This window comes from Mycolicibacterium sp. P4_G11 (assembly GCF_056555145.1).
The window spans coordinates 145,511-161,477 of sequence record NZ_JBFUJW010000010.1 but is presented as its reverse complement, the minus strand read 5'-3'; the positions used below and the strand labels follow the sequence as shown (position 1 = coordinate 161,477).

Here is a 15,967-nt window from a genome sequence, read left to right as displayed (position 1 = left end):
GTGCTGACTCCCTTCGACGACTATCCGATCCACGCCTCGGCCGACCCGGTGGGCGTGCCGGCCAGCGGCGACCCCAACCACTACGACCGCTACTGGTTCAACGGCCACCAGCGCGATGGCGACTTCTACTTCGGTGCGGCCATGGGGCACTACCCCGTTCGCGGAATCATCGACGCCGCCTTCAGCGTGGTGAAAGACGGTGTCGAGCACTCGATCTTCGCGTCGGGAGCGATGCCGTTGGACCGGTCGGCGACCATCGGCCCCTTCCGCATCGAGGTGCTCGAGCCGCTGCGCACCATCCGCTACGTCGTCGACTCCAACGAGCACAACATCTCCTGCGACCTGACTTTCCGCGCCACCACGGTGGCCGTGGAGGAGCCACGTCAGCAGCGACGCACCGCCGAAGGCATCGTGCTGACCGACCACACCAGGCTCACCCAGTGGGGGTCGTGGGAGGGCACGATCACTGTCGACGGCGAAGACCTGGCGGTCACGGCTGGTGACGTCCCGGGGACGCGGGATCGCTCGTGGGGTATCCGGCCGGTCGGCGAGCAGCTGCCGATGGTGCGGCAACCCATGCCGTTCCAGGTCTTCTGGCTGTGGGCGCCATTGCATTTCGAGGATCGGTTCACCCACTACGCGTTCCACGAGCACGAAGACGGGCGACGATGGCTCGAGACCGCCGCCATTCTTGATCCGCTGCCGGCCGGTGCCGCACCGTGGAGCCGGGTCGGGGTACGTGAGTGCTACGACATCGGCTACGAACTCGACTGGGAGCCCGGGCGGCGCGAAATCCGGCGTGCTCATCTGTGGTTCACCGACCCCATCGAGGGTGAGACGCACATCGAGCTGGAGAAGCTCTACACGTTCCGGATGCGTGGCATCGGCTACTGGCACCCGCACTGGGGACACGGCTCCAACCATGGGCAGTACGAAATCGGCCGGGAATCAATCCGTTTGGACGATTTCGACCCGACCGACTTCACGTCGCTGCATCTGCAGAACGTCGTGAAGGCCACCATGGGTGCGCGCACCGGGATCGGCGTCGTCGAACAGATCGCCATCGGCCCGCACACGCCGTCCGGGCTGACCGGTTTCCTGGACGGCTACCGGGGCTGAGTTTTCCCGGCGCTCACCACGCCCCGCTGACGTGACCGTCAGTGACGTGCGGCACAGTAGACGGCACGTTCGGGGAAATCCGCTTGCGGTCATTCGCAGAAAGAGGGGTCGAGTTGTCTGACACAGGTGTGGTGGCGCCGGTACTGCCCGGCGGTGGTGTGTTGCCGTTCCCACCGGTTCCGTCCGCCAGCATCGCGGGCAGGACGCTGCAGGAGTCGACGTACCAGCCGCGCGCCGTTCCCAAGCACCTGCACGACGACTCCCCCAACATCGTCATCGTCCTCATCGACGATGCCGGTCCGGGCCTGCCGTCGACGTTCGGCGGCGAGGTGACCACCTCGACACTGGACCGGGTGTGCGCTGAAGGCGTTTCCTACAACAGATTTCACACCACCGCGATGTGCTCGCCGACCCGGGCCTCGCTGCTGACCGGCCGCAATCATCACGAGATCGGCAACGGACAGATCGCCGAACTCGCCAATGACTGGGACGGGTACGCGGGCAAGATTCCGCGGTCCAGTGCCACCGTCGCGGAAGTGCTCAAGCAGTACGGTTACGCGACGTCGGCTTTCGGCAAGTGGCACAACACCCCGGCCGAGGAGACCACCGCGGCTGGTCCGTTCGAAAACTGGCCCACCGGTTTGGGTTTCGAATACTTCTACGGGTTCCTCGCCGGTGAGGCGTCGCAGTACGAGCCCAACCTGGTCCGCAACACCACCGTCGTCGCCCCGCCGAAGACTGCCGAAGAGGGCTACCACCTGTCCGAAGATCTGGCGGACGACGCGATTTCGTGGCTGCGGCGACACAAGGCGTTCAACGCCGACAAGCCGTTCTTCATGTACTGGGCCAGCGGCTGCCTGCACGGCCCGCACCACATCATGAAGGACTGGGCAGACAAGTACGCGGGCAAGTTCGACGACGGCTGGGATGCCTACCGGCAGCGGGTATTCGAGCGCGCGAAGGACAAGGGCTGGATCCCGGCCGACTGCGAACTCACCGAGCGCGACGAGCAGCTCCCCGCCTGGGATGACATCCCCGAGGACGAGAAGCCGTTCCAGCGGCGCCTGATGGAGGTCGCAGCCGGGTACGCCGAGCACGTCGACGTCCAGGTCGGCCGGATCTCCGACGAACTCGAAGCGCTGGGCTACGCCGACAACACACTGTTCCTGTACATCTGGGGCGACAACGGTTCCTCGGGCGAAGGCCAGAACGGCACCATCTCGGAATTGCTGGCGCAGAACGGAATTCCGACGACCGTCCGTCAGCACATCGACGCCCTCGATGAGCTCGGCGGGCTCGACGTCCTCGGTTCTCCGCTGGTCGACAACCAGTACCACGCGGGCTGGGCGTGGGCCGGGTCCACGCCGTACAAGGGCATGAAATTGATGGCCTCGCACCTGGGCGGCACCCGCAATCCGCTGGCGGTGCGGTGGCCGGCGAAGGTGGCTGCTGATCCGACGCCGCGCCCGCATTTCCTGCATTGCAATGACGTCGTGCCGACCATCTACCAGGTGGTCGGGATCGAACCGCCGCGCACCGTGTCCGGGGAGGCGCAGATGCCGCTTGCGGGTGCGGGTTTCGCGCAGACGCTGGTTGATCGGGATGCCCAGGGCGGCAAGAAGACTCAGTACTTCGAGATCATGGGCAGCCGGGGCATCTACCACGACGGGTGGTTCGCCGGCGCGGTCGGACCGCGGCTGCCGTGGATCCCCGGCCTCCCGCCCGGCATGGCAACATGGACCCCCGACCAGGACGTGTGGGAGTTGTACCACCTGGACCAGGACTGGACGCAGGCCAACGATCTCGCGGCGCAGATGCCTGAGAAGCTGGCCCAGATGCGCGAGATGTTCGCGATCGAGGCGGCGAAGAACGCGGTGCTGCCGATCGGTGGCGGCTTGTGGGTGCCGGTGTATCACCCCGAGCTACGGATCGCGCCGCCGTTCAGGGAGTGGGAGTTCTCGGGCGACATGATCCGGATGCCGGAATTCTGCGCGCCCGGGCTGGGCAACAAGAACAACGTGGTGACCATCGACGCGGATATCCCGGAGGACGCGTCCGGCGTGCTGTACGCCCTTGGCAGTGGCGCGGGCGGGTTGACGTGCTACTTCGAGAACGGCCAGGTGCGCTACGAGTACAACCTGTTCATCCTGCAGAAGACGAAAATCCGCTCGGACGGCGTGGTCGCGCCGGGACGGCACACCATCACCGTGACGACCCAGTACGCCGAGCCACGTGCCGGCGGCCCGCTGGACATCGTCATCGCGGTCGACGGTGAAACAGTGGCCTCGGGCCAGGTTCCGATCAGTGCCCCGCTGCTGTTCACCGCGAACGACTGCCTCGACATCGGCACCTGCCTCGGCTCACCGGTGTCAATGGACTACCGCGAACGCGCACCCTTCCCATTCGAAGGCCGCATCCACGGCGTCCACGTCGCCTACACGTAACGGGTTACCGGGTGATCGAATGCACCAGGTCGATCGCCGCGCCGAGGGTGGTGAACCGTTCCTCGATGGTGTCGCCCGCCGGGTAGATGCGGACGGTGTCGACGCCCGCGTCGCACCAGACCCGCAGGCGATCGCGCACCATGTCCGCGGTACCGATCAGCGTGGTCGCGAGGATCATGTCGTCGGTGATCAGCGCCGCCGCACCGTCGCGGTCACCGGCCTGCCAGCGTTCCCGAACTGCCGCGGCGACGTCGGCCCAGCCCTGGCGGCTGTACGCCTGGTTGTAGAAATTGGTTGAGGCCGAACCCATTCCACCGAGGCTGAACGCCAGCTCGGACTTCCGCGCGTCGATCAGCGTTTTCAGCTGCGCTTCGTCGCGCGCGAAGGACACCTCGGCGCCCTGGCAGATGTCCAGGTCGGCGCGGGTCCGGCCGGAGCGACCGAGTCCGTCGTCGAGATGGGCGAAGTAGGCGTCGTCTGCGCCCTCCGGCACGAAGCTGGTGCCGAGCCAGCCGTCGGCGACCTCGCCGGTCAGGCGCAGCATGGCGGGCGTGAGACTGGCTATGTACAGCGGTATTTCGTGCTCCGCCCGCATCGACAACCGCATCGGCTTGACGTCGCCACCCGGCATCGGGATCTGGAACTGCTTGCCGGTGTACGTGATCCGATCGCCCGCGATGGCTTGCCGGATGATGTCGATGGTTTCCCGCATGCGGCCCAGCGGCTTGGCGAACGGCACACCGTGCAGGCCTTCCATCACTTGCGGTCCCGAGGCACCGAGTCCCAGCAAAAAGCGTCCGCCCGACAGGTTCGACAGTGTGACCGCCGCCTGGGCGATGGCCACCGGGGTGCGGGTGCCGAGCTGAATGATGCCCGAGCCCAACAACATCCGGTCGGTGCACGCGGCGTAGTAACCCAACGCGGACGGCGCGTCGGATCCCCAGGCCTCGGCCACCCAGCAGATGTCGAGGCCCAACTTCTCGGCTTCGGAGACGAAAATCCTTTGGTGGTCCCAGGTTCCGAGGCTGGCGGCCTCGATCGTCGTCGCGGCGCGCATCAGCTTTCCGCCCGTCGCTTGATGTGCTCCAGAACGCACTGCATACCGGACTCGAATTCGCGGAGCCGGTTGAAGACGATCTTCTGCTCCTTGTCGGGCATCCGGGCGATCGCCAGAGACAAGCCCGACGGCGCGGGGCCGAGCTGAGCCCATTGCGCGAGCCGCGTTCCGGTGCCCTCGGGGCTCAGACTCAGCCGCCAGGTCGCGGTCGGGTTCTCGGCATCGCCGATGGCCCAAGCGATCACCCGCTGTGGTTCGTACTCGACAATCTCGGATTCCGTCGACCATTCACCGAGTGCGGGGTGGCTGTTGTAGCCGACGAATCGGGCGCCGGCACGAGGTCCGTCGCTGCCGTCGAGCCACTCGACTCGCTGTAGCTCCGGGCTGCACTCGGGCATCACCGTGATGTCGGATGCCAGTTCCCATACCCGTGCCACGGGCGCGTCGATCCACGTCGAAACCTCGACGGTCGGGGCGTCGGCATATACCGCACCGGTCCATTCCATGATTTCAACTTCCCTTCCGTGCAGTCCGTTTGGCTGGGCGCCCCACGGTTTCGGCCGCAGGTTCGGCGGCGAAAAGAGTCCGGGCCGCCAACAGGACCTTCAGTTCGGTGTTGACGTCCTCGAGTGGCTGCAGGCTCGACGTGGCCCGGCACATGGTGATCGCACCTTCGATCGCGCCGAGAGACGTGGTGGCGAGCCGTCGCGCGACCGCGGTGTCGAGGCCATCCGCCGTCAGACAATCGGTGACCAACTCGTGCCAGGTGCGGAAAATCTGATTGGCGTGCTGCGCCAGTGCCGAGTCCGGCGGGGCGCTGACGGCGATGGACACCACCGGGCATCCAACGGCGAAATTGTTCTGGCGCAGTAGTTTTCGCCAGAAGGCTGTGACTGCATCGACGACGGCGGCGGGTCCGTTGTCCGCGGCATTGGAGATCAGCCGGGAGATGGCATCGCCGCTGAGCTGCGCGGCCTCGTCGATGATCTGGGCACGCCCGCTCGGAAAATGATGATAGATCGACCCCCGCGGCGCCCCGCTCCGGCTGAGCACATCGTCGAGCGTGACACCGTCGACGCCGCGCTCGCGCAACAGCTCGACGGCGGCAAGCACCATCGACTGGCGGGTATCGGTCGGCATGGGCAGCTCCTGGCGGGCGGATCATTCGGTTCGAATTATGATCCGAATCATAACCAGGAGTCAATGGCGCCCAACAATCCGCACATGATCGCGCTACCTGGGGACGATTACCCGGTTGACTATGATCGGACTCATAGCGGATCGAACGTCTGCTCGCGGCAGAACGGGCCTAGAGCGTCCCGTCCAGATACGCGGCGCGGCAGGCGCGGCGGGCCAATTTCCCGCTGGTGGTGCGCGGGATACCGCCCGCGGGCAGCAACCGGACGTCGGCGACGGTCACCGCGTGGCGCTCGGCCACCAGCGCGCGAATCGCGTCGATCGCCGGCTGCGGATCACTGCGGGCCGTGCCCGATGCGCGCTCGGCGATGATCACGAGCTGGTCGCCACCATCGACCGGCACGGTGAACGCGGCCACGTACCCCCGCCGCACCAGAGCTGACGCGTCAGCAGCGGTGGCCTCGAGGTCATGCGGATAGTGATTTTGCCCGTCGATCGTGATGATGTCGGCCAGCCGCCCGGTCACGTACAACTCGCCGTCGAGATAGAAGCCCAGATCGCCTGTGCGCATCCAGCATCCGTCGACATCGGCGCCGTCAGCGTGACTATCCTTCGGTAGGACGCACCGAAGCCGAGCCTGGAATACCTCACGCGTCTCGTCCGGCAGACCCCAGTAGCCGCGGCCGATGTTGTTGCCCTGCAACCAGATCTCGCCGACTCGACCGTCGGGCTGCTCGGTACCGGTGGCCGGGTCCACCATCACCGTCCACAGACTGCTCGCCGTCTGCCCACAGGAGACCTGCGCGACCGCACCCGGTGCATCCTCGGACACCGCCACGGCGAAGCCCGCCGCGAGTTGGTCGCGGTCGAAGTACCGCACCGTCGCCTCCGCGTCAGGTGCGATGTTGGAGACGAAAAGTGTTGCCTCGGCGATGCCGTACGACGGCTTGATCGCCGTCTTCGGCAGCCCGTACGGTTCGAACGCCGCGTTGAACGTTTTGATGGCGTCGATGCTGACCGGCTCCGAACCGACGATCATCACCACGTTGGCCAGGTCGATGTCGTCGCCGGGGCCCGGCGCACCACGATGCGCCGACCACTCGTAGGCGAAATTCGGTGCGGCGGTGACCACCCGGCCGACCTTCGACCCGTCGGACAACGCCTGGATCCACCGCAGCGGCCGACGGATGAATGCGGTGGGAGACAGCAACGTTGAGTGTCCGCCGTACACGGTAGGAAAGCCGATCATGGACAGACCCATATCGTGATACAGCGGCAGCCAGCTGACGCCGTGCGTGTTGCGGTCCAGCATGTCGATGGACAGGATCATCTGAATCAGATTGGTGCCCACGGCTTTGTGTGTGATCTCAACGCCGACCGGCGGTCGGGTGGCGCCCGAGGTGTACTGCAGGTGAGAGACGTCGTCGATGTCGATGTGGACGGGATCGAACGCGGCGCCTTCGTCGTCCGGCACCTCATCGACGGCGACGACCGTCGGACTGCCCAAATCCGGGTGGGCGGACAGGAATTCGGTGACGGCGGACCGCGCCGACGCCGTCGTCAGGATCGCAGCTGGTCGCGCGTCGTGCAGCGCCGTGTCCAAACGTTCGGCATGCCCCGGTAATTCGGGCGCGAACAGCGGCACCGCAATGGCGCCGGCCTTGATCGCCGCGAAGAACCCGGCGACGTAGTCGAGGCCCTGCGGCGCCATGATGGCAACTCGATCACCACGCTCGGCGACCGCCTGTACCCGGGCCGCGATGGCCGCCAGGCGCACCCCGAGTTCGGACCAGGTCAGTTCTGTCGTCCGCACATCGGAGCCTGAGTAATCCAGGTAGCGGTAGGCCACCATGTCGGGCAGATGTGCGATGTTCCCGTCGATCAAGGCGATCAGCGTCGCGGTGGGCGGCAGCGTCACCCGCCCCGCCTCGTCGATGCAGTCCTCGATCTGGAACAGGGCGCTGCTCGATGTCATGTGTCCAGATTAGGGGGCAGATCAACCCAACGGCAGTGGCGCTCGACACTCCCAGGGGACGAGCCGCCGCGAAACCGTCGAAAATGACTGGGCCGTCCGGGTTCTGGCCAAACAGGTCACCTGCGGGACCATTCCTCGGCCAGCAGCTCATAGGACCGCACCCGGTCGTTGTGGTCGTGAATGATGGTCGTGATGATGAGCTCGTCGGCCGCCGTGGCGTCGCGTAACCGCTCGAGCTGGTCGGCGACCTGGGCGGCCGATCCGACGAACTGGGTATCCACTCGGTCGGCGACGAGGTCGCGTTCGGCGGCGGTCCAGGCGTGTGTCCGGGCTTCGGCCGGGGCCGGAAACGGGATCGCGCCTTCAGCCGTCCGGATACTGCGCACCCACAGGCCGTAGCCGGCGGCGTGTTCCCGGGCGGTGGCCTCGTCTTCGGCGACGACGACGTCGGCCGAGACCGCGACGTAGGGCTCGCCGAGCTCGGCCGACGGCCGAAACGCGGCCCGGTAGGCGTCGGTCGCCTCCAGGACCGATGCCGGCGCGACGTGATAATTGCCGGCGAACCGCAGCCCTCGCGTGCCGGCAACGTCGGCACTCTCACCGCCGCTGCTGCCCAGGATCCAGATCTGGAGGTCAGCACCTTCGCCCGGCACAACCCGTGCCGTCAACCCATCCGCGTTGCGGTAGCCGCCGGCGATCAGCGCAAGAATGTCGTCGATCTGGTCGGTGTAGTCCTGCGATTGCGCGCCCGGCAGCTGGAGCAGCGCCCGCTGGAGTGCGAACCGTGGGGACTTCAACAGCGGTAACGGATCGAACTTCCCGGGGATCAGCAGTCCGTTACCGCCAGTGCCATTGACCCGGGTGGCTGCAGCGGCGGGTACGGGCACCTTGGCTTCCCGCGGCTTGCCTCCGGAGCGCCCCAGGCCGAGGTCGAACCGGCCGGGATGCAGAGCGTCGAGCAGGCCGAACTCCTCCACCGTCGCCACCGCGGTCCGGTGCCCCATCTGTACCGCGCCCGAACCCAGCCGGATGGTCGAGGTCTCCGCAGCGGTCAGCGCGAGCAGCACCGCCGGCGACGTACCGGCAATACCGGGATTGAGGTGATGTTCGGCGAACCAGTAGCGCGCATAGCCGAGCGCCTCCGCGCGCTTGGCGAGGTCGATGCTGTTGCGCAACGCCTGCGGCGCAGTCGAACCCGACGAGATGGGCACCAGATCGAGCACTGTCAGTGGAGTCGCCATGGTCTACGACGCCACCTCGGTGGACGGGTTCGTGCGGCGCGCCGGCCGCGGCAGCGGCGCCAGCCCCAGGTGGTCGCGCAACGTGCTGCCCGCGTATTCGGTGCGGAACGTGCCGCGCTCCTGCAGCAGCGGCACCACCTGGTCGACAAACACATCGAGTCCGCCGGGCGTGATGTGCGGGACCAGGATGAATCCGTCACTGGCATCGGCCTGAACGAAGTCGTCGATGGTCGACGCGATCGTCTGAGCCGACCCGATGAACGACTGCCTGCCGGTGACTTCGATGATCAGCTCACGGCTGCTGAGGTTCTGCGCCTCGGCTTTGGCCCTCCACTCGGCGGCGGTCGCGAGGGGGTCGCGGAACATGCGCACGCTGGCCCGGCCGCGGGCGATCGTGTTCTCCCCCACGACCGGCTCCGCGGTGGGCAGCGGGCCGTCCGGATCATGGTCGGAAAGGTCCCGGTTCCAGAGCTGTTCGAGAAATTTGATCGCGGTCTGTGGAGAGACCTGGGCAAGCCGGACCTCGTGCGCGAGATCAGCTGCCTCCTGGTCGGTGTCGCCGATCACGAAGGTGGCGGCCGGCAGGATCAGCAACTCGTCATGGCGGCGCCCGTACCGGGCCAGCCTGCCTTTGACATCGGTGTAGAACGCCTGGCCGGCCTCCAGCGTGCTGTGCCTGGAGAAGATCGCATCGGCGGCAGATGCCGCGAACTCCCGGCCCTCGTCTGAATCGCCCGCCTGGAAGATCACCGGCCGGCCCTGGGGGCTGCGTGGCACGTTGAACCGGCCGTGGATGTCGAAGTGACTGTCCGTGTGATCGAAGGCCCCGGCGTCGGGATCGGACAAGAACACGCCGGCAGCCTTGTCTGCCACGATCTCGCCACCGCGCCACGAGTCGACGAGCTCGAGCGCCGTCGCCAGGAACGTCTTGGCCCGCTCGTAACGCTGGTCCTCGGCCAGGAAGCCGCCACGGCGAAAGTTCTCCCCCGTGAACGCATCCCACGATGTCACGACATTCCAGGCGGCACGGCCTGCGGACAGGTGGTCCAGCGAGGCGAATTGGCGGGCTACCTCGTAGGGCTCGTTGAATGTCGAATTGATGGTGCCGGTCAACCCGATTCGCTCCGTCACCGCGGCCAGCGCCGCCAGCACGGTGAAGGTGTCCGGACGGCCCACCACGTCGAGGTCGTAGATGAGTCCGTTCTGTTCCCGCAGCCGCAGCCCTTCGGCCAGAAACAGGAAATCGAATTTCCCGCGCTCAGCGGTCTGGGCGAAATGTACGAAAGAGCTGAACTCGATGTGGCTGCCGGCGGCCGGGTCGCTCCACACGGTGGTGTTGTTCACCCCGGGGAAGTGCGCGGCCAGGTGAATTTGCTTGACTGGCTTGCTCATTGGCTGATCCTCGGATTCTGCGTGTTTCAGTGGTTCAGGCGAGCGCATAGCGGTTGGCGGGACGCGGCAGGCCGAGCAACCCGCGCAGCGTGTTCGCTTCGTACTCGTCGCGGAACAGCGCCCGTCGGCGCAGTTCGGGCACGAGCTGCTCGGTGATCTGGCGCAGGTCGTGCGGCAGCGTCGCCGGCCGCAGCCGGAAGCCCGTCAACCCAGCGGCGTGCCACTCCTGCAGCAGGTCGGCCAAGTGAGCCGCGGTACCGACGAAAATTCTCGCGTCACTGCGATATTCGGATCCGGCGAGGTCATCGAGCCGACGCCGACGTGCCTGGGCCGCCAACTCGCTGTCGTCGAGAAAGACCACCAGATCGCCGAAGATGTGCAGCTTCTCGGAACCCCGGCCGACAGCCTGTTGGAGAGCACGGACCTCACCGACGATGTCTGCCGCATCCTCCGCGTCACGCGGGGTCACGAACCCGATGTCGGCACTGCCGGCAATCAACTCGTAGGAGGCGCCGCCGTGGCCCAGGGCCGCGACGATCGGCTGGCCCTGCGGCGGGCGCGGCGTGATCGACGGGCCCTTGACCGAAAACCAGCGGCCTTCGAAGTCGATGTAGTGCAGCTTGTCCCGGTCGACGAATCGTCCCGTGGCGGCGTCGCGGATCTCCGCGCCGTCCTCCCAGCTGTCCCAGAGGCGACGCAACACTTCGACGTAATCGGCTGTCTCGGTGAAGTATTCACGGATCTGTCGTTCGACTGCCGGTTCACGCCGCCCGAAATGGGCGGCCACATCTCGGCGGCCCGCGATCTGCACACGAACGCCGGCCCGCCCGGCGCTCACGTAGTCCAGCGTGGCGATGGACTTCGACACATGAAAAGGCTCGGTATGGGTGACCACCGTCGTCGGCACCAGCCCGATCCGCTGAGTACGAGGTGCGACGCGGGCGGCGATGAGCACGGCGTCCAACCGGCCGCGGACGCGATCGGTTCGATCGTCGGGCTCGACCGGATCGTCCGACTGCACCGCCAGCGAGTCTTCGATGGTCACCAGATCCACTGAGCCGCGTTCGGCCTCGACGGCCAGATCGGTCCAGTACCCGGCACCGAACAGGTCTGCGGGTCGCGCGTCGGCTTCCCGCCACGCGGCCGGGTGCCATCCGGCGCCGTCCAAAGCCACTGCCAGATGGAATCGGCTCGACGAATGAGGCATCACGCGACCTGCTTTCCTGACGGGATACGACCACTCTGCCGAGCCGCACGCAGATCGCGGCGGCTGAGACACCGTCAGCGCCAGGGAAAGGGAATAATCGCGCTACCGGCGGGCAGGTTCGGTCCGACGCGCATCGACCGATCGCACCACCACACCCAGAGTCGCGCGGGCCGGGTCGCCGACGACACCCCCGACGCCGCGGTACAGAGGGGCCGTACCGTCAAAACAGCTGCAGGTCAGCAGCTTTGACGCCGTCGCCCTGGCACTGGTGTGCGCCCGTTGCGCGACTCAGCAGAATCCGGGAGCCCACATCGCGGAGTCGACCAGAGAATCTGCGCCGCAGCTTTCAGCGCTTGCCATCCGACGCCATCGCCGAATGGAGACACCGCAGCCCCCTGAAATCATCGCGATTGCAAACCCGCCGTCGGGCCGCCGCATCGACCTAGCGGATGCCGCGGACCAGCCGGCCCGGACGGGCGCCGGTATCGATGCCGTGACGGCGGGTGACGGTGCCGCTGACGATCGTCGCGTCGTAGCCACTTGCGCCCTGCACCAAGCGTTTTCCACCGGCGGGCAGGTCATGCACCATCTTGGGTGCGTGCAGCGTCAGCGCATCGAGGTCGATGACGTTGATGTCGGCCTTCTTGCCCACGCTGATCACACCGCGATCGGACATGCCGTAGAGCTGGGCGGTGTCGTGCGACTGCTTCCGGATGACGTACTCCAACGGCAGCTTCTCGCCACGGTGACGGTCCCGGGCCCAGTGCGTGAGCAGGAACGTCGGGTACGAGGCGTCACAGATCATGCTGCAGTGCGCGCCGCCGTCAGAGAGCCCCAGCACCCCGGCCGGGTGCGTGAGCATCTCGCGGATGGCGTCATGGTTGCCGTCGGAGTAGTTGAACATCGGGTACATGAGCATGGCCCCGGCGTTGGCCTCGAGCATCAGGTCATACATCGCGGCGAGTGGATCCATGCCACGCCGCTGTGCGATCGCCGCGACGGTGCGCTCGACGGTCGGCTCGTAGTCCGGCGGTTCACCGATGTGGTACAGGCGATTTGCCGCATTCTGCGCCAGCATGAACATGCCGTCGAACAGCTTTGTGGGGTCGATCGGCAGGTCGTCCTCCGCCAGGATCGCGGCCCGCACCGCGGGCTCTGCCAGCTTCTCGGCGAGCTCTTCGCGCGTGCATTCGGCGGCCAGTCGGCGGTAGGTCGGGCGGTGCGTGAATGCGTGATGGCCAGGGAAACCCAGCAGCATGCCGAACGGCCGCGCCGCCACCTGGGGGAACAACCGGCTGCCCGCCTGATGCGCCGCGGCCGACAGGTCGAGCTGCTCGCGCCACAGATTCGGATCGGCGTCGACCTGGATGAGCGCGAAGCTCAACGCACAGTCGATCTCCTCGCCGAGGCGGCGCATCCAGTCGAGTTCCTTGCGCGGCGCGATGATGTCCTCGCCGGCAGCGCCCTGCGGCGCCAGCTCGAAGACCGCCGCCCCGCCGGCCGCGGTGGCCCGGCCCAGGGCGAACAGCTCGTCCTCGGCGGCGAAGGTGCCCGGCACCGGTTCGCCGTCCATCGCGCGGTGCGCCAGCGTGCGCGACGACGAAAAGCCCAGTGCCCCAGCCTCGATCGCTTCCTGGACCAGCTTCGCCATGGCCTTGATGTCGTCGGCGTTGGCGGGTTCGTTGCGGGCGCCGCGCTCCCCCATGGCGTACGCCCGGACCGCACCATGGGCGATCTGGGTACCCATGTCGACGGAGAGTTCACGCCGGCCGACGACATCGAGGTATTCGCCGAAAGTCTCCCAGCCCCAGGTGATGCCCTCGGTCAGGGCGGTGCCGGGGATGTCCTCGACGCCTTCCATCAGCCGGATCAGCCATTCCTCCTGGCCGGGGCGCACCGGCGCGAAGCCGACGCCACAGTTGCCCGCGACCACCGTCGTCACCCCGTGGTTGCTCGACGGTTCCAGCACGCTGTCCCAGCTGACCTGTCCGTCGTAGTGGGTGTGGATGTCCACGAACCCCGGAGCGACGATCTTGCCGCCGGCGTCGATGGTCTCGGCCGAATCACCGGACAGCACAGGGTCATTCGGGCCGCGCCGATGAACCTCGACGATCTTGCCGTCCTTGATCGCGACATCGGCGGTGAACCGGTCGGCGCCGGTGCCGTCGACAACAGTGCCACCGGTGATCTTCAGATCGAACACATCTGCTCCCTCGTTGCGACCCGCGACCATCGGTCAGCGGCAGTACTGTAACAGTGTTACACCGTGATGAGACGTAGATCTAGCGACTGGTCGCGATTGGGTGTGATTAGGTGTTCGGCATACCGGAAGCAGGTGGTCATGGCGCAGGCATCCCAGCGTGGGTCCGACGGCACGTCGAAAACTGTTGATGCTCAACTGATCCTCGATACCGCCGCGGCATTGCTGGAACGCGACGGCGTCTCCGGATTCTCCATGCGCAGCCTCTCCGAGCATCTCGGTGTCGCCGTCACATCCATCTATTGGCACGTCGGTGGACGGGACAAGCTGTTCGACCACCTGATCGACCGGCTGATCGACGTGATGGCCAGTCTTCCCGCCGTCGGCGACAACCCGAAAGACCGCATCACCGCCCTGGCCCGTGCGCAGCGCACCGCGCTCATCGAACGCCAGCACCTGATGGCGATCGCGCACGAACGCGACCGCACACCGTCACTGTTCCAATCAGTGCAACAGACCCTCGCCGCCGAACTGGCCGCGCTGGGGATCACCGGAAATCAGGCGGCCCTGGCCTTGCGCTCCATCGAGGTGCACGTGATTTCGTCTGCGCTGATGCAGTTTTCGGCCATCCGCAGCGGTGAGCACGACGAGGAAGACGCGTCGCTGTGGGGCGACGACTGGCCGGACCAGAAACTGGTCGAGGCCTTGCGCTCGCCCACCGACTACGACGCGGTTTTCGAGTACGGCCTGGCCGCGCTCCTCGCGTCCCTGGTGTGAGCCGGCGACCTCAGTTGGCGGCGAACCGGCGGTTGCGCAGCTTGGGCACCGCCTGCTCGCTGAGCACCCGGGCGCGTTCGGTCATGGCGCCGGCGATGGCCTCGGGGTGCGTGGTCAGGTAGAAGCCACCCGCCGCCGACTGGTCGAAGATGGCCTCGGCGGCAGTGAGCGGATCCATGGCGGAGAGCTGGTGCATGGCGGTGCGCTCGGACGCTGAGGCTGTTGCGGCGTCGTCATCCGCGGTGCTCTCGACGCCACCGGCGGCGGTGAAGATGTTCGACTGCACCGGGCCCGGCAAGACCGCCTGTACACAGACGTGGTTGTCGTGGCCGGCCAGTTCGACCTCGACGCGCAAGCACTCGGTCAGCGCCAGCACGGCGTGCTTGCTGACGATGTACGGCGCCTGCAGCTGCACCGTCGACACGCCGCCGACGGACGACATGTTCCACACCCACGCCGGTTCGCCCGACGCCAGCATGGCGGGCAGGAAGGCCCGCACGCCATGGAAGACGCCGCTGACGTTGATGTCCATGACGCGCTCCCAGTTGGCGACCGGGGTATCCCACAGGTAGCCGAACTGTTCGATGCCGGCGTTGTTCACCAGCAGGCGCACCGGGCCGATTTCGCTGTTGACCCGGTCGGCCAGGGCCTGCACGGCCTCGGCGTCCCGGACGTCGCACACCGCGTCCACGGCGGTCGCGCCGGCCGCGGTCAGCTCGTCACGCAGGGCGGCGACCGCATCGGCATTCACGTCGGCCAGCACCGTCGTCATACCCAGTTGGGCCGCGTACCTGGCCAAGCCGGCCCCGATCCCCGAGCCGGCCCCCGTGATGACCGCAACCCCACCACCGAACAGTTCCTGTGCACCCATGGCCGAAGTAAATCGCAGGGCGGGGGCTCGGGCAGGCAGAAAGTCCGATCAGTGGAATGCCGGTCAGACCGGCTGCACCTCGACTTCGGCCTTCGGCGCCGCGCGCAGCACGCACCGGGCATAGCCGATCCAGCTCACTACACAGGCCACAAAGGCGATGGCGATCATCGGGTAGACCGCCTGACCGAGAACCACTGCGACAGAATCACTTCCGGCCAAGCGCCGGTCGACCGCGCCGCCCGTCATCAACGGCAGCAGGCTGACGACGAAGCAGGCGATGGCCGCGGCCAACGCGGTGCCGAACATCGCGCGCACGGCGGCAGCGATCATCGTGCCGGCCGCGAGCAGGATCAGCACCGCGAAGGGCAGCGGCCGCAGCTCGGCGCCGAGGTGCCCGCTGATGTCCCAGATCCCCCAGCCGCTCATGGCGCCGCGGCCATGGTCGTTGTGCGCGGTGTACCACGGCAGCACGGCCGCGACCACGATCATCGCGAAGGCGATGACCCCCATCGCCCAGCGCGTCAATACGTTCTCGATGCTCAAACTC

Annotated in this window: 13 protein-coding genes; 3 read left to right on the top strand and 10 right to left on the bottom strand. The window is 67.0% G+C overall.

Going from position 1 to position 15,967, the window contains the following annotated elements; all coding sequences use genetic code 11:
* Together AC1U2B_RS21890 and AC1U2B_RS21885 are read left to right on the top strand one after the other, a co-directional pair.
* Positions 1-1,119 (top strand): Rv3169 family protein, encoded by a 1,119-nt coding sequence (locus AC1U2B_RS21890; protein WP_480218431.1) that lies wholly within the window; start codon positions 1-3, stop codon positions 1,117-1,119.
* A gap of 113 nt (positions 1,120-1,232) precedes the next feature.
* Positions 1,233-3,563 carry an arylsulfatase gene (locus AC1U2B_RS21885; protein WP_480218430.1) on the top strand — a complete coding sequence of 777 codons (2,331 nt, stop codon included), beginning with the start codon at positions 1,233-1,235 and terminating at the stop codon, positions 3,561-3,563.
* A gap of 4 nt (positions 3,564-3,567) precedes the next feature.
* Here the strand turns inward: AC1U2B_RS21885 and AC1U2B_RS21880 are convergent, their stop codons facing one another.
* The 8 genes from AC1U2B_RS21880 to AC1U2B_RS21845 form a co-directional block, all read right to left on the bottom strand.
* Positions 3,568-4,620, bottom strand: coding sequence for an LLM class flavin-dependent oxidoreductase (locus AC1U2B_RS21880; protein WP_480218429.1), 1,053 nt, complete (start codon positions 4,618-4,620; stop codon positions 3,568-3,570).
* Positions 4,620-5,126 carry an SRPBCC family protein gene (locus tag AC1U2B_RS21875; RefSeq protein ID WP_480218428.1) on the bottom strand — a complete coding sequence of 169 codons (507 nt, stop codon included), beginning with the start codon at positions 5,124-5,126 and terminating at the stop codon, positions 4,620-4,622. Before AC1U2B_RS21875 ends, AC1U2B_RS21880 begins: the two co-directional genes overlap by 1 nt.
* A gap of 4 nt (positions 5,127-5,130) precedes the next feature.
* On the bottom strand, positions 5,131-5,760 hold the full coding sequence (locus tag AC1U2B_RS21870) for a TetR/AcrR family transcriptional regulator (RefSeq protein ID WP_480218427.1): 630 nt from the start codon (positions 5,758-5,760) through the stop codon (positions 5,131-5,133).
* A gap of 169 nt (positions 5,761-5,929) precedes the next feature.
* Positions 5,930-7,732, bottom strand: coding sequence for a fatty acyl-AMP ligase (locus AC1U2B_RS21865; RefSeq protein WP_480218426.1), 1,803 nt, complete (start codon positions 7,730-7,732; stop codon positions 5,930-5,932).
* Positions 7,733-7,848: 116 nt separating this feature from the next.
* Positions 7,849-8,973, bottom strand: a complete 1,125-nt coding sequence (locus AC1U2B_RS21860; RefSeq protein WP_480218425.1) for an LLM class flavin-dependent oxidoreductase — start codon at positions 8,971-8,973, stop codon at positions 7,849-7,851.
* Between the two features lie 3 nt (positions 8,974-8,976).
* Positions 8,977-10,365, bottom strand: a complete 1,389-nt coding sequence (locus AC1U2B_RS21855; RefSeq protein ID WP_480218424.1) for an NtaA/DmoA family FMN-dependent monooxygenase — start codon at positions 10,363-10,365, stop codon at positions 8,977-8,979.
* Positions 10,366-10,399: 34 nt separating this feature from the next.
* Positions 10,400-11,572 (bottom strand): LLM class flavin-dependent oxidoreductase, encoded by a 1,173-nt coding sequence (locus tag AC1U2B_RS21850; protein WP_480218423.1) that lies wholly within the window; start codon positions 11,570-11,572, stop codon positions 10,400-10,402.
* Positions 11,573-12,014: 442 nt separating this feature from the next.
* Positions 12,015-13,775, bottom strand: coding sequence for an N-acyl-D-amino-acid deacylase family protein (locus tag AC1U2B_RS21845; protein WP_480218422.1), 1,761 nt, complete (start codon positions 13,773-13,775; stop codon positions 12,015-12,017).
* Positions 13,776-13,913: 138 nt separating this feature from the next.
* Between AC1U2B_RS21845 and AC1U2B_RS21840 the strand changes: the two genes are divergently transcribed.
* A complete protein-coding gene (locus AC1U2B_RS21840) occupies positions 13,914-14,549 on the top strand; it encodes a TetR/AcrR family transcriptional regulator (RefSeq protein ID WP_480218421.1) in 636 nt (211 codons plus the stop codon).
* A gap of 10 nt (positions 14,550-14,559) precedes the next feature.
* Here the strand turns inward: AC1U2B_RS21840 and AC1U2B_RS21835 are convergent, their stop codons facing one another.
* Together AC1U2B_RS21835 and AC1U2B_RS21830 are read right to left on the bottom strand one after the other, a co-directional pair.
* Positions 14,560-15,420, bottom strand: coding sequence for an SDR family NAD(P)-dependent oxidoreductase (locus tag AC1U2B_RS21835; RefSeq protein ID WP_480218420.1), 861 nt, complete (start codon positions 15,418-15,420; stop codon positions 14,560-14,562).
* A 63-nt stretch (positions 15,421-15,483) separates the two neighbouring features.
* Complete coding sequence (locus AC1U2B_RS21830; RefSeq protein WP_480218419.1) at positions 15,484-15,963, bottom strand: hypothetical protein; 480 nt, start codon at positions 15,961-15,963, stop codon at positions 15,484-15,486.
* Between the last annotated feature and the right edge of the window lie 4 nt (positions 15,964-15,967).